We start from the raw sequence: 20268 nt of genomic DNA, 5'->3' as shown, positions 1-20268 counted from the left end.
CGGAGGCTACCCGCGCGTGGGGCGCCGTCCTCGGCCGGTCAGCGGCGGGGGTGCGCCCAGCGGTAGAGCGCGACCAGGCCCGGCAGGAACAGCACGAGCATCACGATGCCGGCGATCCACGAGCCCGGGCCGTCGCCGAAGAGCAGCAGGCCGCTGCCGCCGAGGATGAACGGCGCGGTGAACAGCCCGACCACCCAGAAGAGCAGCCGGGGCACGATGCTCTGCGAGCGGGCGGGCGGTGCGGCCACGAGCGGGTGGGGGACCGGCATGGCAGGAGCCTCGAGCCCCGCCATCACGTCCTCGAGGTCGCCGTAGGTGCGCGCAGCGAGGGCCAGGGAGGTGCGCTCGTCGAGCTCGGGGGCGGTGATGCGGCCCTCGCTGAAGGCGGCCGACAGCCGGCGGCACACCTGGTCCCGCTCGGCGTCGGAGACGAAGAGGGCGTCGCGCTCGGCGTCGGCCTGCTCCTGCAGGCGCCGCCACCGCGCGTAGGCGTCGTCGCCCGGAGCCGATGGGGTGTGGTGCGGCGGCATGCTCATGGGCGACAGGGTAGGGCCCCGCGATGCGTGGGACGTCGCCTTCTCTGGGATCGTCGAGGGAATGAGGCGCACCGTGCAGGGGTTGTCGCCAGGTGATGCCCTCCACGTCCGCACGCCCCGACGCCGAGGCCCCGGACGACTCCCGCCGGGTCTCGATGCTGCTGGGCCTGCTCTTCGGCCTGGCCGGCATGGGCTCGTCAAGCGCCGCGGTAGCGCTGGCCCTCCTCGGCGAGGACCTCGGTGTGAGCGCGGGGCTCGCCGCGTGGGTCATCAGCCTCTACGTCCTGATGCTGGCGGTCACCACCGCGCTCTACGGCCGGATCTCCGACCTCGTCGGCGTCCGGGGGCCGCTCCTGGCCGGCCTGGTGCTGATGTCGGTGGGGGCGCTGGTCGCCGCGCTCGCCCCGACGTTCGAGGTGCTCCTGGGCGCGCGGCTGCTGCAGGGCGCCGGCGCCGCCGCCGTGCCGACGCTGGGCGTCACCATCCTGTCCGCGAAGTACACCGGCGAGGTGCGCGGCCTGGCGTTCGGTCGCCTCGCCGGCGTCGCCGCCGCCGTCAGCTGCCTGGGCCCGCTGATCGGCGGCCTGGTGGAGGCGGCCTGGGGCTGGCGAGCGGTCATGGCCCTGCCCATCCTCGGGGCCCTCGTCGTGCCGCTGCTGTGGCGTGCGCTGCCGACCGGCGGGAGCGGGGCCCGCCTCGACGTCGTCGGCGCTGTCGTCGTGGCCCTCACCGCCGCCGGCATGGTGCTGCTCGTCCAGTCGCCGTCGGCGGGCCTGGTGGTGGCGGCGGTGGGCGCGACCCTGCTGGTCCTCGGCGTCCCCGCGGTCCGTGCCTCCGTACGTCGTCGCCCCGACGGCTTCCTGCCGGTCGAGGTGATCCGCAACGCCACCGTCGTGCGGAGCGCCGTGGCCGCCTCCGCGGTCCCCGCCTCGTGGTTCGCGATGCTCATCGCGGTCCCCGCCGTGCTGCTCGGGGAGGGCTGGCAGGCGTGGCAGGTCGGCCTGGCCATGGTGCCGAGCGCGGCAGTGGCGCTCCTCGTCCCGCAGGTCTCCGGTCCGATGCTCACCCGGATCGGGGCCGGGCGCTCGCTCGCCGTCGCCGCGCTGGTGGCCTCGGCCGCGCTGCTGGTCTCTGCGGCGGGAGCCCACTGGACGAGCGCGACCGTGCTGGTGGTCGGCATCGTCCTGGTGACGTTCGCCTTCGGCGTCGGCCAGCCCGCGTTGAGCGCGGTGGTCGGCGACGCCGTGCACGAGGAGGTGCGGGGCGTGGCGCTGGGCGTCTCGACGCTGCTGTTCCTCATCGGCGGCAGCGTCGGCTCGGCCGTCGTGGCCGGCGTGAGCGGACCGCTGGGCATGCCGCTCGGCCTGCTCCTGCTCGCGCTCCTGCCGTTGCTCGGGCTCGTCGTGCTGGCCCCGACCCTGCGGCCCGACCTGGTCGAGCCCGTCGTCACCGACTGACAGCGACCCGCGGCCGGGAGGACGGGCAGCCCGGCGCCTAGCGGGAGCGCTCGGCCAGGGCGACTGCCGCGCGCTGCACGACCGGCTGCTCCTCGGGGTCGCGGGCGGCGTCGCTCGGCACCGCCCCGCCCAGCAGCGCGGCCGGGGTGGTGAGCCAGATCCATGCCCGCCACGGGTCGACGCCCGCGGCGAGCAGCGGCTCGAGCACCGCCAGCAGCTCCTCGCGCACCTCGCCGGCGTCGTCGAGCTGGAAGGCCGGCACCAGCGTGCCGCCCTCGTGCTGGACGAGCAGCACACCGCGACGCTCGGCCGCCTTGTGCAGGGCGAAGCGCGCGGCGTTCTCCGAGATCCCGCGCCGGCGGGCCACGCCGGCGTAGTCGAGCCAGCCGCCGTCGAGGAGCGTCTGGCGCACCTCCGCGTCGCGGCGCAGCCGCACCAGCTCGACGGGTACGCCGTGCGCCGGGTCGTCGCCCACCGAGCGGAGGGCGCGGTCGAGCTCGGCGACGCGTTCGGCATCGAGCTCGTCGCCGCTCGCCGGGTCGCGCCAGCGCACCGCGCCGCCGTCGCGCTCGAACGTCGGCAGCCCGGCCGCGGCCAGCTGGCCACTCAGGCCGAGGCGGTCGAGCCAGGCCGCGAGCTCGGTCCCGAGGTCGGCCACCGCTTGACCTACTTGTTGGCCTTGCGGGCCCGCGACGCCGTCTTGGCGCGGGCGTTGGCGTCGAGCACGACCTTGCGGATGCGCACCTGCTCCGGCGTGACCTCGACGCACTCGTCCTCGCGGCAGAACTCCAGGCACTGCTCGAGCGAGAGCCGCTTCGGCGGGATCAGCTTCTCGAAGTTGTCGGAGGTGGCGGAGCGGATGTTGGTCTGCTGCTTCTCCTTGGTGATGTTGACGTCCATGTCGTCGGCGCGGGAGTTCTCGCCCACGATCATGCCCTCGTAGACCTCGGTGGCGGGCTCGACGAAGAGCACGCCGCGCTCCTGCAGCGACGTCATCGCGTACGCCGTCGCCGCGCCGGCGCGGTCGGCGACCAGCGAGCCGTTGTTGCGCGAGCGGATCTCACCGGCCCACGGGAAGTAGCCCTCGGAGATGTGGTGGGCGATGCCCGTGCCGCGGGTCTCGGTGAGGAACTCGGTGCGGAAGCCGATCAGGCCGCGGGAGGGGACGACGAAGTCCATCCGGACCCAGCCCGTGCCGTGGTTGGTCATGCCCTCCATGCGGCCCTTGCGGCTGGCCAGGAGCTCGGTGATGGTGCCGAGGTACTCCTCCGGGGCGTCGATGGTCAGCCGCTCGAAGGGCTCGTGGACCTTGCCGTCGATCTCGCGGGTGACCACCTGCGGCTTGCCGACGGTGAGCTCGAAGCCCTCGCGGCGCATCTGCTCGACGAGGATCGCCAGGGCGAGCTCGCCGCGGCCCTGGACCTCCCAGGCGTCGGGGCGCTCGGTCGGCAGGACGCGGAGCGAGACGTTGCCGATGAGCTCGGCGTCCAGGCGGTCCTTGACCAGGCGCGCGGTGACCTTGGAGCCCTTGACCTTGCCGACGAGCGGCGAGGTGTTGGTGCCGATGGTCATCGAGATCGCCGGCTCGTCGACATGGATGAGCGGCAGCGCGACGGGGTTGTCGGAGTCGGCGAGGGTCTCACCGATCGTGATGTCGGGGATGCCGGCGATGGCGACGATGTCGCCGGGGCCGGCCGACTCGCCCGGCTTGCGCTCGAGGCCCTCGGTGACGAGGAGCTCGGTGATGCGGACGTTCCTCACGGTGCCGTCGCGCTTCATCCACGCGACGGTCTGGCCCTTCTTCAGGGTGCCCTGGTGGACGCGCAGCAGCGCGAGGCGACCGAGGAACGGCGAGGAGTCGAGGTTGGTGACGTGGGCCTGCAGCGGCGCCTCGTCGTCGTACTGCGGGGCGGGGATGGTCTCGAGGATCGTCTTGAAGAGCGGCTCGAGGTCGGTGCCCTCGGGCATCGAGCCGTTCTCGGGCTGCTCGAGCGAGGCGATGCCGGCCTTGCCGGAGGCGTAGACGACGGGGAAGTCGAGCGCGTCCTGGCTGTGCGACTCGTCGAGGAGGTCCATGAAGAGCTCGTAGGACTCCTCGACGACCTCGGTGATGCGGGCGTCGCTGCGGTCGGTCTTGTTGACGACCAGGATCACCGGCATGTCGGCGTTGAGCGCCTTGCGGAGCACGAAGCGGGTCTGGGGGAGCGGACCCTCGGAGGCGTCGACGAGCAGCACGATGCCGTCGACCATCGACAGGCCGCGCTCGACCTCGCCACCGAAGTCGGCGTGGCCGGGGGTGTCGATGATGTTGATGACCATCGGCTGGCCGCCGCCGGCGGGACCGGCGTAGTGGACCGCGGTGTTCTTCGCGAGGATGGTGATGCCCTTCTCGCGCTCGAGGTCGCCGGAGTCCATGACGCGGTCGGCGACGCTCTCGGCCTGGTGCGCGGTGAACGCACCGGCCTGGCGGAGCATCGCGTCGACCAGCGTGGTCTTGCCGTGGTCGACGTGTGCGACGATCGCGACGTTGCGCAGGTCGGAGCGGGACTGGAGGGACATGCAGGGGCCTTCCGGGCGGTGATCGGGTGGCGACAGGCGGCTGAGCAGCCGCACGCGCGAAGGCGTGGATCGCGCGACAAGGCTACCGGCGGCACGGCCGAGGCGTTCAATTCCGACGCTCACCCCCCGGGTGGGGAGACAGTTCGCGCACGGCACGGCACCCACGCGGCGGCACGTCGAGTCCTTCCCCCTGTCGGTGGCGCGGGGTAGACAGGGGCGATGACCACGTCTCGGGCCGCGCGCTGCACCTTCATCCCACCCTGGCTCGTGGAGCGGGTCGACGGCCCCGAGCGCGCCGCCGCCGACGAGGCGCTGCGCCGCGAGCGGGCCGCCCGCAGCGGGGTCCGGCCGGAGCCCTCCCCGATCGGGGGTGCGACCGCGGCGTGGACGGTGCACGACGCCGGGTCGAGCACCTCGCTGCCCGGCACCCCCGCCCGGAGCGCGGGCGAGCCCGCGACCGGTGACGTGGCGGTCGACGAGGCCGCCGCCGGCATCGAGGCGACGCTGCTGATGTTCCTCGACGACCTGGGGCGCGACTCCTACGACGGCGCGGGCGCCCCCGTCAGCCTGACCGTCCACTACGGCTCGCGCTACAACAACGCGTTCTGGGACGGCATCCAGCTGGTCCTCGGCGACGGCGACGGCCGCGTGTTCGAGCGCTTCACCAAGCCCGTCGACGTCCTGGCCCACGAGTTCTCCCACGCCGTCGTCGAGCGCACCGCCGCCCTCGCCTACGAGGGCCAGTCCGGTGCCCTCAACGAGTCGGTGGCCGACGCCTTCGCCTCCTGCCTCAAGCAGCGCCTCCTCGGCCAGGACGCGGCCGAGGGCGACTGGCTCATCGGCGAGGGCATCTTCCTGCCGCGCGTGCGGGCCCGGGCGCTGCGTGACCTGGCTGCTCCCGGCACCGCCTACGACGACCCGGAGATCGGCGCCGACCCGCAGGTGGGCCACCTGGACGACTACGTCGAGACCACCGACGACAGCGGTGGCGTCCACCTCAACTCCGGCATCCCCAACAAGGCGTTCCAGCTCGCCGCCGTCGCGATCGGCGGCCGGGCCGTCGAGGGTGCCGGCCGCATCTGGTACGACGCACTCGTCGGCGGCGATGTCCCGTCTCGGGCCACCTTCGCGACCTTCGCCGCGGCCACCGTGGCCGCAGCCGGGGAGCACGCCGACGCGGTCCGCGAGGCGTGGGCCCGGGTCGGCGTCGAGCCGGCCCGCACCGGTGCCGCCGCATCCACCCAGCCCGAGCCCGGGCGCCAGCCCCAGCCGGGGGTCGCCGGGGGGCGGCTCCGCGTCGAGCGCAGCGGCGGCTTCGCCGGCCGCACCGAGGCGGCCGAGGTCGACCTCGACCCCGCCGACCCCGACCTCGGCCGGTTGGTGACCGAGGCGGTGCTGGGCGCGGCCACCGCTGACGGCCCGCCGCGGCCCGACATGTTCGTCTACACCTTCGCCGTCGACGACCGGGCGCCGGTGCGGGTGCCCGAGCACCTGCTGACCGCCAGCCAGGCCGAGCTGGCCGGCCGGGTCCTGCGCGCCGACGCCGGACGGGAGGGCTGAGGCGGTGCGGCTCACCGTCGTCGAGGGCGACATCACCACCCAGGAGGTCGATGCCGTCGTCAACGCCGCCAACCGCCGGATGCGCGGCGGCGGAGGCGTCGACGGGGCGATCCACGCCGCGGGCGGCCCGGAGGTGCTCGACGACTGCCGGCGACGCTTCCCCCACGGGCTCGCCACCGGCGCGGCCGGATGGACCGCCGCCGGCCGGATGCCCGCCCGCTGGGTGATCCACGTGGTCGGTCCCAACTGGAACGCCGGCGAGCGCGACCGGTCGCTGCTCGAGTCGTGCTACTCCGGAGCCCTCGCGGTGGCCGACGAGCTCGGAGCCCGCTCGGTGGCCTTCCCCCTCGTCAGTGCCGGGGTCTACGGGTGGCCGCGCGACGACGCGATCGCCGCCGCCGTCGACACGCTGCGCGCGACGCCGACCTCGGTGGAGGAGGCCCGGCTCGTGGCCTTCGGCGCGACGGCGTACGACGAGATCCGCGAGGTGCTGTCGAGGCGACCACCGCCGGGCTGATCGTCCGCCCGCCGGACCTCCCTCCGGGTGGCCGCGGAGCGGGGAGGGGTTCGCTAGGTTCGCGCCATGCCGCGACTGAGGCGCACGTTTCCCGACCAGCCCGGCTGGACCCGGCGCCGGGCGGGCAAGGGCTTCGTCTACCTCGACCAGCACGGCGAGCGCCTCGACCCCGACCAGGTCCAGCGCTGCAAGGACCTCGTCATCCCGCCGGCGTGGAAGGACGTGTGGATCACGCCCCACCCCCACGGCCACCTCCAGGCCGTCGGCACCGACGACGCCGGGCGCCGCCAATACCTCTACCACCCGCAGTGGCGGGCCAGCCGCGACGCGGCCAAGTTCGACCGGATCCTCCTGTTCGGCAAGGCGCTCTCCCGGGCCCGCGAGCGGGTGCTGGCCGACATCGGGGCCGAGGGCATGTCGCAGGAGCGGGCGTGCGCGGTCGCCGTGCGCCTGCTCGACCTCGGCTACTTCCGCATCGGCAACGACGTCTACACCGACACCAACGGCTCCTTCGGCCTCACCACCATGCGCAAGGAGCACGTCTCGCGCCACCGGGGCGGCATGCGCTTCTGCTTCACCGGCAAGTCGGGCGTCGAGCACTGCATCGACATCGACGACCCGTCGGCGGTGAGCGCCCTCGAGGTGATGCGTCGTCGCCGCGGTGGCGGTGACGAGCTCCTGGCCTGGAAGGACGGCCGCACCTGGCGCGACCTGTCCTCCTCCGACGTCAATGACTACATCCGTGGCTGCTTCGGCATCGAGGCGACCGCCAAGGACTTCCGCACCTGGCACGCCACGGTCATCGCGGCGGCCGTCCTCGCCGACTCCGACGAGCCGGGCGCGACGAAGGCGTCGCGCAAGCGGGCGGTGTCCGCGGCGATGAAGGAGGTCTCGGAGTTCCTGGGCAACACCCCGACCCTCGCCCGGACGGCCTACGTCGACCCGCGCGTGGTCGAGGCCTACGAGCGCGGCAGGACGATCACGGTGCGCGGGTCCTACGACACCGACGACGCCCGGCAGGCGGCGCTGGAGCGCGCCGTGCTCAAGCTGCTGGCGGCCTGAGCACGACGCGTCCGGCGCGGGACGTCAGCTGTGGGCGACGACGTGGTCGATCGCGGCGGTGAGCTTCTCCACGTCGGCTGGGTCGACCGCGGGGTACATCGCGATGCGGAGCTGGTTGCGCCCGAGCTTGCGGTAGGGCTCGGTGTCCACGATGCCGTTGGCGCGCAGGGTGGCAGCGACGGCGGCCGCGTCGATCGAGTCGTCGAAGTCGATGGTGCCGATCACGAGCGAGCGGTCGGCCGGCTCGGCGACGTAGGGCGTGGTGTAGGACGTCCGCTCGGCCCATCCGTAGAGCGCGTCGGAGCTGGCGGTCGTGCGCTCGACCATCCCCTTCAGCCCACCCTGGCTGTTCATCCAGTCGAGCTGCTCGGCCATCAGGAAGAGGGTCGCGACCGACGGGGTGTTGTAGGTCTGGTTCTTCGAGGAGTTGTCGATCGCGGTCGGCAGGTCGAAGAACGGCGGGACGTAGCGCCCGCTCGCGGCGATCTCCTCGGCGCGGGCCAGGGCGCGCGGTGACATGAGGGCGATCCACAGGCCGCCGTCGGAGGCGAAGCACTTCTGCGGCGCGAAGTAGTAGGCGTCGACCTGGTCGAGGTCGACCGGCAGGCCGCCGGCGCCGGAGGTCGCGTCGACCAGCACCAGCGCGTCGTCGGCCACCCCGGCCGGACGGCGTACGGGCGCCATCACCGCGGTGGAGGTCTCGTTGTGCGCCCAGGCGTAGGCGTCGACGCCCTCCTCGGCGACCGCGTCGGGCCGCGAGCCCGGCTCGCTGGTGATCACCGTCGGGTCGGCCAGCCAGGGAGCCTTCTTGGCCGACGTGGCGAACTTGGAGGAGAACTCGCCGAAGGACAGGTGCTGGCTCTTCTCGCGGATCAGGCCGAAGCAGGCGATGTCCCAGAAGGCGGTCGCCCCGCCGTTGCCGAGCACGATCTCGTAGCCGTCGGGCAGGTCGAAGAGCGCGGTGAGGCCCTCGCGGACCCGGCCGACCGTCTTCTTCACCGGGGCCTGTCGGTGGGAGGTGCCCATCAGCGAGGAGCCGGTCGCGGCGAGGGCGTCGAGGTGGCTGGTCTGGATCTTGGACGGACCCGCGCCGAAGCGGCCATCGGCCGGGAGGAGCTCGGCGGGGATCTGCAGGGCGTCGGTCATGGGAGGCCTCACGTGTGGTGCGGAAGGGCGGTCCTGACGACGCTGTCAGAGCGCCTATTGTGACACCCGCTCGCACACGTCTCACGATCGGGGATCTCGATGGACCACGGCTCGCCGTCCTCCGGCCGCGCAGCGGCCGCGGCGACCGGGGCCACGGCGTCCGGGCTGCGCATCGAGCGGCTCCCGATCACCCACCGCGACGCGCAGCTGCTGGTGGAGGCGGTCCAGGAGGAGTACGTCGCGCGCTACGGCGGTCGCGACGAGTCGCCGGTCGACCCGGCCGACTTCGAGGACCCGCTCGGGCAGTTCTTCGTCGGCTACCTCGACGGCGTCCCGGTCGCCACCGGCGCGTGGCGGCGCAGCTCGGTGACGGCGCTGGGCGCCGAGGTGAGCGCCGAGGTCAAGCGGATGTACGTCGTGCCCGCGGCCCAGCGGCGCGGCCTGGCGCGGCGGATGCTCGCCCACCTCGAGGCGACCGCCGCCGACGCCGGGATCGAGGTGCTCGTGCTGGAGACCGGGATCAAGCAGCCGGAGGCGATCGAGCTCTACCTGTCCTCGGGCTACGAGCCGATCCCCGGGTTCGGCCACTACTGCGGCTCCGAGCTCAGCCGCTGCTTCGGCCGGCGCATCTGACGTCCCGTCACCCCGGCAGCCGGACGCGCAGGAACGTCGGACGGTAGAGGCGCGGATCCTCCGTGATCCTCCGGGCGTCGACGTTGTTGTTGCTGTAGGACGCCACCACGGTCCCGGGCCGGGGGAACAGCTGCGGGTGCGCGAGCGGCATGTAGGTGATCGCGCCGGAGTCGGGGTTGACGGGCAACGACGCGACCGGCGCCGTCCGGGTGAAGGGTCCGGTCGGACGGGGGGCGGTCCACAGCACCAGCTGGTCGCCGAGGTCGCCGTCCAGCTTGCTCAGGGCGTACCAGCGCCCACCGCGGCGGAAGACGCTCAGCGTCTGCGACACGCCTCCGGCGGCAGGGATGAGCCGGGCCGCCTCGCCGGCGTCGCGCTGCCAGGCGCTGCCGTCCCAGAAGCGCCAGCGCGAGACGTCGAGCACGTCGTTGGGGCGCACGCGCGCGACCCGGAGGGAGAATCCGAAGACGCCCTCCTGGTCGGGGTTGGCGGTCCCGTAGAGGTAGAGCCACCGGTCGGCGACGGCCATCGCCGCCCCCCACTCCGGCGGGCTCCGCCGCGGGTCGTCGGGTCCGATGTCCTCGACCTCGATGAGCTGCGGCGTCGCGCCGTCGGCCACCACGAACACCGCCAGGGACGGCCCGAGGTTGGCGAAGTCGAACGAGCCGGCTCCGGTGGCGGCGACGCGCTGGGCCGAGACCAGCACGAGGTCGTAGCCGGGGCGGTGGGACACGGCGGTCGACATCGGCCAGTAGCCGACCCCGTCGCGGCGGTCGGGGATGAGCGCGCCCCGGGAGGGCGGGAGCACCACCGAGACGCAGTCGGCCTGCCAGAGCATCATCGAGTTGCGCACAAGCCGCGGTCCGTCGAAGGCCGGGGCACGCAGCGTGTCGCCGAAGACGACGAGGAACCGGCCGTCGCCGAGCTGGACGTCGGCCCCCACGTCGCCGCCCTGGAACGCCGGGACCCCCTGCAGGTCTGCGACCTGGGCGTTCAGCTGGGCCACGGTCGTGGGCCGGACGCCACGATCGACGCACGTGGTCCGGGTCGCCACGCTGGGCAGTGACGCGGCGCCGACCACGTCGGTCGGCACGAAGGCGGTCACCAGTCCCAGCACCGCCGCCAGCGGCGCCACGGCACCCAGCACCCACAGCCGCCAGTGCCGCACCGGCATCGCCGCCCCTGGCTCCCGGGATCGCTCGCGCATCCGGTGGGCGAGCGCCAGCACGAGCAGGGCGACCGCCGCAGCGGCGGTGATCGCGAGCACGTGCTGGCGCGCTGCGGGCTCGACGCGGGCCACCTCAGCGAGCGCCCCCTGCGCCGCGCTGGTCGGCATCCACCCGGTCGCGGCCGCCCAGGAGGGGGGCAGCAGGTAGGGGTCGGTGGCGAACAGCAGCGGCGTGGCGAGCACGAAGTGCGCCGCCGTGGCGGTGGCCAGCCCGACCACTCCTGCCAGCGCCTCGGCACCGAGGACGACCGCGCCCATCGTGAACACGTACAGCGCGCCGATGCCGATGACGGCCGGGTCGTCGCCGGGCAGCCGCGTCGCGGGGGCGAGCTGGAGCACCGCGGCGCCGGTGACGGCGACCCCACCGAGGGCGACGACTGCCGGCAGCAGGCGCGACCGGTCGGACCCGCCGGCCCGGCCCCGCACCAGTGAGAGCACCAGCGCGACGCCGAGTCCCAGCACGCCCGCCAGCAGGACGAACCAGCGGACCCGCTCTGCGGCGTCCGAGTCCTCCACGGCGAGCTCCTCGACGGCGAAGGTCCGGTCCCTGGAGGCGGAGATGGTCTCGAGCCGGTCGGTGACCGCGTCGTTGAGCGCCGCGTCGGCCCGTGCGTTGACGAGCACGACGTCCCGGGTGGTGCGCAGGTCGACCAGCACGGCAGCGACGGCCGTGCCGTCGTGCACGGCGCTGCGGGCCTCGTCCTCGTCGTCGGTCCAGGTGGCGTCGAACGGCGCGCCCGCCATGGTGTCGGCGTCGTCGGCGAGCGACGACGCGACCACCGCCGGTGCGGCGACCAGCAGCGGGACCTGGTGCGGCTCCTGGGCATCGGCGCTCCGGGCGATCATCGCCAACGCGACCCCGTGGGCGAGCACCACGACCAGGCACGCCACGGCGGTCGTACGACGCGCTCGCTGCCTCGATCCCACGTCGCCTGCCACGTCGCCCCATCCGCCGGTCGGCCAGGTGGGGGGATTCTCCCAGAGGCGGTGGGGTGCGGGAAGCGTCCCGGCCCGTCGGTGGGGTGCGGCTGGCCGCGGCTGGCCAGGATGGCGCCCCCGCCAAGGCGGACAGACTGCTGACGCTGAGAACGACCTTCCACGGGTCCCGCTGATCACTGGACACGTCTCAGCCCCGCTAGGACACCCGGATCCGGGCCGTTGAGCGGGGACGTCCCCGCTCAACCCCCGGCGCGCGCGTACGTCCCGGCGCCTCGATCCGGCTGAACGACGCCCGCGCGTCCGGCGACCACTGGACACGTCTCGTCCCCGCTAGGACACCCGGATCCGGGCCGTTGAGCGGGGACGCCCCCGCTCAACCCCACCCGCGCGCCACTGCGGAGCGTGCGCTGCCGCCACGCGACGTAGGCTCGTGCCGTGGACCGAGGCCTCATGCTCAACGACGCCGACTGCGGCTTCTGCATGCGCACGGCCCGCCTGGTGCCGCGGCTCGGCGTCGACGTCGACAGCTCGACCGTGCAGGCCGCCGACCTCGAGGAGCTCGGCGTCGACCCCGAGCGCGCCGTCGTCGAGATGCCCTACGTCCACCCCGACGGTCGCGTCGACTACGGCCACCGCGCGTTCGCCTCGATCCTGCGCACGGGGCCGCTGCCGGCCCGGCTCGCCGGGCGCCTGATCACCGCGCCGGGCGTCGACCCCGTGGCCCGCCGCGCCTACGCCTGGGTCGCCGCCCACCGGCACCGGCTGCCCGGCGGGACGCCCGCCTGCGAACTACAGCGGTGATGTTCTGACGAACCCCTGACGGCGGCGCGCGGGCGCGCCTACGGTCCCTGTGCCGGATGTGGTCACAGGGGAGGGTGGGACGTTTCGATGCAGTCATCAGCGGGGGTCGGCGCGCGGGTCGCGGCCACGGGCGTGCTGCTGCTCGGCCTGTTGCTGGGCCTGCTCGCAGGCGGTCCGGGAGCCTCGGCGCAGGAGCCCGCCAGCCGTCGCGGCACCGTCACGTCGTCGGCGCCGTTCCTGATGCCGATGGAGCCCTACTCGGGCTACCAGCCGCAGACCACCTGCCGACGCAAGCCGAAGGCGGGGGTGCTCATGCTCGCCGACTGGCTGGTCGCCCGCGGCGGCGGCTACGGCCCGATCAGCCGTTCGTGCGCCGGGTCGAGCCGCAGCGAGCACAAGGAGTCGCGGGCGTTCGACTGGCTGCTCGACGCCACCGACCCTGCCGAGGCCGCGCTCGCCGCCGCCCTGATCGACGAGGTCCTGGCGCCCGACGACACCGGCCAGCCGCACGCCCTGGCCCGCCGGATGGGGATCATGTACCTGATCTGGGACGACACGATGTACGCCTCCTACGACGGCTTCGTCGCCAAGCGCTACCTCAGCTCGGGCTGCCGCACGCGCCGCACCTGCTCGCCGACGCTGCGCCACCGCGACCACCTGCACGTCTCGCTGACGCGCAAGGGCGCCAAGGCCAGGACGTCGTGGTACGCCGCCCAGGCGGCCACGCTGCCCTGACCGGCCCGCGACAGGGGGTCTCGACGCGGGCTCGCGTTGCGCACCGGCACTAGGGTCGGCGACATGGACATCGCCGGGCTGCGTGAGGAGTACGGCCGCGGCGGGCTCGACCTGCCCGACCTCGCCGACGACCCCCTCGAGATGTTCGGCCGCTGGATGCGCCAGGCGGTCGACGCGGGGCTGCACGAGCCCAACGCGATGGTGCTGGCGACCGCGTCGCCCGACGGCGGCCCGTCGAGCCGGATGGTGCTGCTCAAGGGCGTGGGCCCCGACGGGTTCGTCTTCTTCACCAACCGCTCCTCCCGCAAGGGCTCCGAGCTCGCCACCGACCCGCGCTGCGCGCTGCTCTTCCCTTGGCACCCGCTCGAGAGGCAGGTGCGCGTCGAGGGGACCGCGTCGGTGCTCGGCGACGACGAGGTCGCCGCCTACTTCCACACCCGGCCCCGTGGCGCCCGGCTCGGCGCGTGGGCGTCGCGCCAGTCGCGCCCCGTCGCCTCGCGCGCCGACCTCACGGCGGCCTACGCGCAGGCGCAGGAGCGCTTCGGAGACGACGCACCGATCCCGGTCCCGCCCGAGTGGGGCGGCTACCGCGTGGCGCCGGAGGCCGTGGAGTTCTGGCAGGGACGCCCCAGCCGGATGCACGACCGGCTCGTCTACCGCCGCGACGGTGCGGGCTGGACCGTGGAGCGGCTCGCCCCCTGAGCCGGGCCGTCCGAGGTCGCACGCGTCGGCCCTCGCTGCGTCGTCGGGCGTGGCCGCAAAGGCGTTGGTGGGCCGGTGGGCGCCGACCTATGCTGGCCGGGTGCGCTTCCGGGGGGTCCTCTCGCCGACGACCGCGACCGGCAGGGACTCCTGATGCTCCTCGCACTCGTGCGCACCTACCTCCGGCCGTACGCCGCGCCGCTGGCCGCCGTGGTCGGGCTCCAGTTCGCCGGCACGCTGGCCGCGCTCTACCTGCCGAGCCTCAACGCCGACATCATCGACAACGGCGTCGTCACCGGCGACACCGGCTACATCGTGAGCCACGGCGGGCTGATGCTCGCCGTGTCGCTCGTCCAGGTCGCCTGCTCGATCACGGCGGTGTGGTTCTCGGCCCGCAACGCCATGGGCTTCGGCCGTGACCTGCGCGCCGCGATCTTCCACCGGGTGGGGTCGTTCTCGGCGCGCGAGGTGCAGCAGTTCGGGGCGCCCTCGCTGATCACCCGCGAGACCAACGACGTGCAGCAGGTGCAGATGCTGGTGCTGATGGGCGGCACGCTCATGGTGGCGGCGCCGATGATGATGGTCGGCGGCATCGTCATGGCCGCCCGCGAGGACCTCGGCCTGTCGTGGCTGGTGCTCGCCGTGGTGCCCGTGCTCGGCCTGTCCATCGGCCTCATCGTGCGCCAGATGGTGCCGAGCTTCCGGCTGATGCAGGAGCGCATCGACGAGGTCAACCGGCTGCTGCGCGAGCAGATCACGGGCGTGCGCGTGGTGCGCGCGTTCGTGCGCGAGAAGCACGAGACCGCCCGCTTCGCCGACGCCAACGCCCAGCTCACCGAGGTCGCGATCCGGGCCGGACGGTGGCAGGCGGCGATGTTCCCCACGGTGATGATCGTGGCCAACGTGGCGACCGTCGGGGTGCTGTGGTTCGGCGGGCACCGGGTCGAGGCGGGGCAGATGGAGGTCGGCGCGCTGACCGCTTACATCGCCTACCTCATGCAGATCGTGATGTCGGTGATGATGGCGATGTTCATGCTGATGATGGTGCCGCGCGCGGCGGTGTGCGCCGAGCGGATCACCGAGGTGCTCCACACCGACTCCTCCGTCGTCCCGCCCGCCGTCCCGGTCACCGCGCTGCCCGAGCGGCTGGGCCTCGAGCTCGACGGCGTGAGCTTCGCCTACCCCGGCGCCGACGAGCCCGTGCTCCGCGAGGTCTCGCTGCGCGCGGCCCCGGGTGAGACCGTGGCGATCGTCGGCTCGACCGGCGCCGGCAAGTCGACTCTGGTCAACCTGGTGCCGCGGCTGTTCGACGCCACCGGGGGAGCGGTGCGCGTGGGCGGGGTCGACGTGCGCGACCTCGACCTCGACACGCTGTGGTCGCGCCTCGGGCTGGTGCCGCAGAAGGCGTTCCTCTTCCGCGGCACCGTGGCCGACAACCTCCGCTACGGCAAGCCCGACGCGACGGACGCCGAGATGTGGGCGGCGCTCGAGATCGCCCAGGCGCGCGAGTTCGTCGAGGCCATGCCCGACGGCCTCCAGTCGGAGGTGGCCCAGGGCGGGTCCAGCCTCAGCGGCGGCCAGCGCCAGCGGATGGCGATCGCCCGCGCGGTGATCCGCCGGCCCGGGATCTACCTCTTCGACGACTCGTTCTCCGCGCTCGACCTGGCCACCGACGCCCGCCTGCGCGCGGCGTTGCGCCCGGCGACCCGCGACGCGACGGTGGTGATCGTCGCCCAGCGCGTGGCGACCATCCGGCACGCCGACCGGATCGTGGTGATGGAGGACGGCGCCGTGGTCGGCACCGGCACCCACGACGAGCTGCTCGAGACCTGCTCGACCTACGGCGAGATCGTCGCGTCGCAGCTGACCCCCGAGGAGGTGGCATGAGCACCCGCGAGCAGCCCGGCCCGGCCACCGGGTCAGCCGACTCCCCGGCCGCCTCCGGCACGTTGAAGGAGACCGAGCGGATCCAGTCCAGCGGCCCCGGGCGCGGGCCGATGGGTGGCGGGATGATCGGGCAGAAGGCCGACACGTTCTGGCCCTCCCTCAGGCGGTTGCTCGCGCGGCTGCACCCCGCGCGCCACAAGGCGTACGCAGTCGTGGTGCTGACGCTGCTGAGCGTCATCGCCACCGCCGTCGGCCCGTGGATCCTCGGCCGGGCGACCGACCTGGTCTTCGCCGGACTGATCGGCAGGGACGTGCTGGGCTCCGGGGGCACCAAGGAGCAGGCCGTGGAGTCGCTGCGCGCCAGCGGCGAGGACGACCGCGCCGACATGGTCGCGTCGATGGACCTCACCGACGGCGTCGACTTCTCCGCGGTCGCCGACGTGCTGATGGTCGTGCTGGCGATCTACGTCGGCGCGTCGCTGCTGTCCTGGCTGGCCGGCTACCTGCTCAACGACGTCGTCCAGGGCACCGTGCTGCGGATGCGCTCGGAGGTCGAGGACAAGGTGCACCGGCTGCCGCTGGGCTACTTCGACAAGCAACCGCGCGGCGAGCTGCTCAGCCGCGTCACCAACGACATCGACAACATCAGCCAGACGCTGCAGCAGACGATGAGCCAGATGCTCAACTCGCTGCTGACCGTCTTCGCGGTGCTGGCGATGATGTTCTGGATCTCTCCGCTCCTGGCGATGGTCGCACTGGTCTCGGTGCCGATCTCGATGGCCGTCACGGGCGCGGTGATGAAGCGCTCGCAGGGCATGTTCATCCAGCAGTGGCGGCGCACCGGCACGCTCAACGCCCACATCGAGGAGACCTTCTCGGGCCACGCGATCGTCAAGGTCTTCGGTCGCCAGGCCGAGGCCGAGCGGGTCTTCGCCGAGCAGAACGAGGAGCTCTACCAGGCGTCCTACGGCGCGCAGTTCGTCAGCGGCCTGATCATGCCGATCATGATGTTCGTCGGCAACCTCAACTACGTCGTCATCGCGGTGCTCGGCGGACTGCGGGTGGCCAGCGGCACGATGTCGCTGGGCGACGTGCAGGCGTTCATCCAGTACTCCCGCCAGTTCACCCAGCCGCTGACGCAGGTCGCCTCCATGCTCAACCTGCTGCAGTCGGGCGTCGCCTCGGCCGAGCGGGTCTTCGAGCTGCTCGACGCGCCCGAGGAGTCGCCGGACGCGTCCGGCCGTCCGGCCGAGCGCGGGCGGGGCGAGGTGCGCTTCGAGGATGTCTCCTTCTCCTACGACCCCGCGCGGCCGCTGATCGAGCACCTCTCGCTGGTCGCCGAGCCCGGTCACACCGTCGCCATCGTCGGCCCCACGGGCGCCGGCAAGACCACGATGGTCAACCTGGTGATGCGCTTCTACGACCCGCAGTCGGGGCGCATCCTCATCGACGGCGTGGACATCACCTCGATCCCGCGCGCCGTGCTGCGCAGCCGCATCGGCATGGTGCTGCAGGACACCTGGCTGTTCGCCGGCACCATCCGCGACAACATCGCCTACGGTCGGCCGGACGCCGGCGAGCAGCAGATCCTCGAGGCCGCCCGGGCCACCTTCGTCGACCGCTTCGTGCACTCGCTGCCCGAGGGCTACGACACCGTCATCGACGAGGACGGCTCCAACCTCTCGGCCGGCGAGCGGCAGCTGGTGACGATCGCGCGGGCGTTCCTCTCCGACCCGGCGCTGCTGATCCTCGACGAGGCGACGTCCTCCGTCGACACCCGCACCGAGCTGCTGCTGCAGCAGGCGATGGCCGCCCTGCGCTCCGACCGCACCTCGTTCGTCATCGCCCACCGGCTCTCCACCATCCGCGACGCCGACCTGATCCTCGTCATGGAGGACGGCTCGATCGTCGAGCAGGGCTCGCACGAGCAGCTGCTCGGGGCAGGCGGGGCCTACGCGCGGCTCTACCGCTCCCAGTTCGAGGGGGCGCCCGAGGCGGCGGCCGAGGACGTCGTGGGGTGAGCGGCTTAACCCGTTGAGCGGGCCCACCCGGCGACGTACGGTGGTCCTACACAGAAGGGAGGTGATCCGAGGAATGAGTTCTTTTCGGATGAGTGAGGTGGCTGCCAGCTAGGCAGCCCGCATCGCCGACAGCTGCCGGCGAATCCACTGCAGCCACCCGACCCGCAGGCTCCCGGTGTCATCCCCCGGGGCCCCTCCCCGAGGGGCAGCAGGCCTGCGGGTCGCTGCATGTCCGGGGCAGGTCGGGGCAGGTCGGGGCAGGTCGAGTCGGCGCATCCTGACGCCCGAACGACGTCGAGTCGGCGCGTCCTGACGCCCGAACGACGTCGAGTCGGCGCGTCCTGACGCCGTCCTGGGGCGCGTACGCCGGGTTGGGGAACATCCGGGCCGCGCCTATGGTTGTGCAAAACAACTATTGCTCTGAGCAACCGAAAAGGACCGTAGTGACCCAGGCTCCCCCCATCACCGCCGAGCAGAGCGGCGAGATGACGCACCGCGAGGTGCTCGAGGCCCTCAGCGGCCTGCTGCTCGCGATGTTCGTCGCGATGCTCTCCAGCACCATCGTCAGCAACGCCCTGCCGACCATCGTCGACGACCTCGAGGGCAGCCAGACCGGCTACACCTGGGTCGTCGTCGCCACCATGCTCGCGATGACGGCGACCACGCCGATCTGGGGCAAGTTCGCCGACCTGTTCAACAAGAAGACCCTGGTGCAGAGCGCGCTGGTGATCTTCTCGGTGGGGTCGCTGGCTGCCGGCTTCGCGCCGTCGATGGAGGTCCTGATCGGGGCCCGCTTCGTCCAGGGCCTCGGCGTCGGCGGCCTGACCGCGCTGGTCCAGGTCGTGATCGCCACGATGGTCTCCCCGCGCGAGCGCGGCCGCTACAGCGGCTACATCGGCGCGGTCTTCGCCCTCGCCACGGTGAGCGGCCCGCTCGTCGGCGGTGTGCTCGTCGACACCATCGGCTGGCGCTGGTGCTTCTTCGCCGGACTGCCCGTGGCCCTGCTGGCCTTCGTCGTCCTCCAGCGCACCCTGCGCCTGCCCGTCGTCGTCAAGCGGGACGTCTCGATCGACTACCTCGGGGCGACCCTGCTGGTCGGCGGCGTGTCCATCCTGCTGGTCTGGGTCTCGCTCGGCGGCAACAACTTCGACTGGATCTCCTGGACCAGCGGCCTGATGATCGTCGCGTCCGTCGTCGTGATCGGCCTCGCGATCCACGTCGAGGCCAACGTGGCGGCCGACCCGATGATCCCGCTGCGCCTGTTCCGCGAGCGCACCCTCACCCTCGCCACGGTCGCGTCGGTGCTGATCGGCGTCGCGATGTTCGGCTCGACGGTCTACCTGAGCCTCTACTTCCAGCGCGCCAAGGACATGAGCCCGACCGAGGCCGGCCTGATGTCGATCTGCATGGTCGGCGGGCTGCTCGTCTCGAGCATCGTGAGCGGGCGGATCATCTCCCACACCGGCATCTGGAAGCGCTGGCTCGTCGGCGGCATGGTGGCGGTCATCGCCGGCATCGCTCTGCTCGGCACGATCGACGCCTCCACCCCGCTGTGGCGCACCGGCCTCTTCATGGCCGTCCTGGGGCTGGGACTTGGCGCGACCATGCAGAACCTCGTCCTCGCCGTGCAGAACACCATCGCGCTCTCCGACATGGGAGCCGGCTCCTCCGTCGTCGCCTTCTTCCGCTCGCTGGGCGGCTCCGTCGGCATCGCCGCGCTCGGTGCCGTGCTCGCCCACCAGGTCGCCGCGGCCGTCGAGTCGGGGCTGACGAAGCTGCTCGCGATCCACCCGGAGTACGCCTCCGCGGTCTCGCACGACACCGGCAGCATCCCCGACGTCTCGGACCTGCCGGCTCCGGTGCGGGCGATCTTCGAGAGCGCGTTCGGCGACGCGACCGGCCACATCTTCCTGGTCGCCCTGCCGTTCGCGGTGGGGGCGCTGATCGCGGTGCTCTTCATCAAGGAGACCCCGCTGCGCACCTCGGTGATGCGCGAGGACGAGCTCCTGGCGCAGGAGCCCCGGTCATGAGCACGAGCGCGACGACCACGAGGCAGGACGACCTGCGCTTCATCGAGGCCGAGGTCGGCATCCTGATCCGCCGGGTCAAGCGGGTGATGGCGGACCGGGCCCGGGAGGTCCACCCCGACCTGCACCCCATCACCTACTTCATCCTGAGCCACCTGGCCCAGCACGGCCCGCTCCGTGCCGCCGACCTGGCCGACGCGTACGGGATGGACAAGGGCGGCGTCAGCCGCCAGGTGCAGACGCTCGTCGACCTCGGCCTGGTCGAGCGCCAGCCCGCCGCCGACGACCGCCGCGCGATCCTGCTCGACGCGAGCGCGGAGGGCCGCCGGCGACTCGAGGCGATGTTCCGGGCCCGCAGCGACCGCTTCGACGAGCGGCTCTCGGCCTGGAGCGACGAGGAGCTCGCCGCCTTCGGCGCCCAGCTGGCGGCCTACAACCGCGCCCTCGGCGACGACTGA

The 20268-nt window shown here is 73.0% G+C and carries 17 protein-coding genes; 12 read left to right on the top strand and 5 right to left on the bottom strand.

Annotation, left to right across the window (positions count from 1 at the left end):
- Positions 1 to 38: 38 nt before the first annotated feature.
- Complete coding sequence (locus JX575_RS16880) at positions 39 to 536, bottom strand: DUF1707 domain-containing protein (protein ID WP_186339223.1); 498 nt, start codon at positions 534 to 536, stop codon at positions 39 to 41.
- A 95-nt stretch (positions 537 to 631) separates the two neighbouring features.
- On the opposite strand from JX575_RS16880, the gene JX575_RS16875 reads away from it, so the two are divergent.
- Positions 632 to 1993, top strand: a complete 1362-nt coding sequence (locus JX575_RS16875; protein WP_186339222.1) for an MFS transporter — start codon at positions 632 to 634, stop codon at positions 1991 to 1993.
- A 37-nt stretch (positions 1994 to 2030) separates the two neighbouring features.
- Here JX575_RS16875 and JX575_RS16870 read toward each other — a convergent pair whose 3' ends face one another.
- On the bottom strand, positions 2031 to 2651 hold the full coding sequence (locus JX575_RS16870) for a hypothetical protein (RefSeq protein ID WP_186339221.1): 621 nt from the start codon (positions 2649 to 2651) through the stop codon (positions 2031 to 2033).
- Between the two features lie 8 nt (positions 2652 to 2659).
- Complete coding sequence (gene typA / locus JX575_RS16865; protein WP_186339220.1) at positions 2660 to 4552, bottom strand: translational GTPase TypA; 1893 nt, start codon at positions 4550 to 4552, stop codon at positions 2660 to 2662.
- 219 nt (positions 4553 to 4771) lie between these two features.
- Between typA and JX575_RS16860 the strand changes: the two genes are divergently transcribed.
- The 3 genes from JX575_RS16860 (at position 4772) to JX575_RS16850 (ending at position 7691) form a co-directional block, all read left to right on the top strand.
- A complete protein-coding gene (locus tag JX575_RS16860; RefSeq protein ID WP_186339219.1) occupies positions 4772 to 6112 on the top strand; it encodes a protealysin inhibitor emfourin in 1341 nt (446 codons plus the stop codon).
- Between the two features lie 4 nt (positions 6113 to 6116).
- Positions 6117 to 6629 (top strand): O-acetyl-ADP-ribose deacetylase, encoded by a 513-nt coding sequence (locus JX575_RS16855; RefSeq protein ID WP_186339218.1) that lies wholly within the window; start codon positions 6117 to 6119, stop codon positions 6627 to 6629.
- A gap of 66 nt (positions 6630 to 6695) precedes the next feature.
- Positions 6696 to 7691: a DNA topoisomerase IB gene (locus tag JX575_RS16850; RefSeq protein WP_186339217.1), complete on the top strand. Its 996-nt coding sequence runs from the start codon at positions 6696 to 6698 to the stop codon at positions 7689 to 7691.
- A 24-nt stretch (positions 7692 to 7715) separates the two neighbouring features.
- Here JX575_RS16850 and serC read toward each other — a convergent pair whose 3' ends face one another.
- Entirely contained in the window at positions 7716 to 8837 is a 1122-nt protein-coding gene (gene serC, locus JX575_RS16845) for a phosphoserine transaminase (RefSeq protein ID WP_186339216.1), read from the bottom strand.
- Between the two features lie 99 nt (positions 8838 to 8936).
- Between serC and JX575_RS16840 the strand changes: the two genes are divergently transcribed.
- Positions 8937 to 9470, top strand: a complete 534-nt coding sequence (locus JX575_RS16840) for a GNAT family N-acetyltransferase (protein ID WP_186339215.1) — start codon at positions 8937 to 8939, stop codon at positions 9468 to 9470.
- A 7-nt stretch (positions 9471 to 9477) separates the two neighbouring features.
- Here the strand turns inward: JX575_RS16840 and JX575_RS16835 are convergent, their stop codons facing one another.
- A complete protein-coding gene (locus tag JX575_RS16835; RefSeq protein ID WP_186339214.1) occupies positions 9478 to 11637 on the bottom strand; it encodes a DUF4185 domain-containing protein in 2160 nt (719 codons plus the stop codon).
- A 435-nt stretch (positions 11638 to 12072) separates the two neighbouring features.
- Here JX575_RS16835 and JX575_RS16830 point away from each other — a divergent pair, with 435 nt between their 5' ends.
- The 7 genes from JX575_RS16830 (at position 12073) to JX575_RS16800 (ending at position 20268) form a co-directional block, all read left to right on the top strand.
- Complete coding sequence (locus tag JX575_RS16830) at positions 12073 to 12438, top strand: DCC1-like thiol-disulfide oxidoreductase family protein (protein WP_186339213.1); 366 nt, start codon at positions 12073 to 12075, stop codon at positions 12436 to 12438.
- An 87-nt stretch (positions 12439 to 12525) separates the two neighbouring features.
- A complete protein-coding gene (locus JX575_RS16825) occupies positions 12526 to 13173 on the top strand; it encodes a hypothetical protein (protein ID WP_186339212.1) in 648 nt (215 codons plus the stop codon).
- A 63-nt stretch (positions 13174 to 13236) separates the two neighbouring features.
- Positions 13237 to 13875: a pyridoxamine 5'-phosphate oxidase gene (gene pdxH / locus JX575_RS16820; RefSeq protein ID WP_186339211.1), complete on the top strand. Its 639-nt coding sequence runs from the start codon at positions 13237 to 13239 to the stop codon at positions 13873 to 13875.
- Positions 13876 to 14028: 153 nt separating this feature from the next.
- Complete coding sequence (locus JX575_RS16815; protein ID WP_186339210.1) at positions 14029 to 15762, top strand: ABC transporter ATP-binding protein; 1734 nt, start codon at positions 14029 to 14031, stop codon at positions 15760 to 15762.
- Positions 15759 to 17783: an ABC transporter ATP-binding protein gene (locus JX575_RS16810; protein WP_277395303.1), complete on the top strand. Its 2025-nt coding sequence runs from the start codon at positions 15759 to 15761 to the stop codon at positions 17781 to 17783. Before JX575_RS16815 ends, JX575_RS16810 begins: the two co-directional genes overlap by 4 nt.
- A gap of 443 nt (positions 17784 to 18226) precedes the next feature.
- Entirely contained in the window at positions 18227 to 19813 is a 1587-nt protein-coding gene (locus JX575_RS16805) for an MDR family MFS transporter (RefSeq protein ID WP_313960507.1), read from the top strand.
- Entirely contained in the window at positions 19810 to 20268 is a 459-nt protein-coding gene (locus tag JX575_RS16800; RefSeq protein WP_186339209.1) for a MarR family transcriptional regulator, read from the top strand. Before JX575_RS16805 ends, JX575_RS16800 begins: the two co-directional genes overlap by 4 nt.

Origin of the sequence: Nocardioides sp. zg-1228 (genome assembly GCF_017086465.1) — a bacterium.
Classification (GTDB): Bacteria; Actinomycetota; Actinomycetes; order Propionibacteriales; family Nocardioidaceae; genus Nocardioides.
Note: the sequence above shows the minus strand (reverse complement) of the source record. Positions and strands in the feature narration are given on the sequence as shown.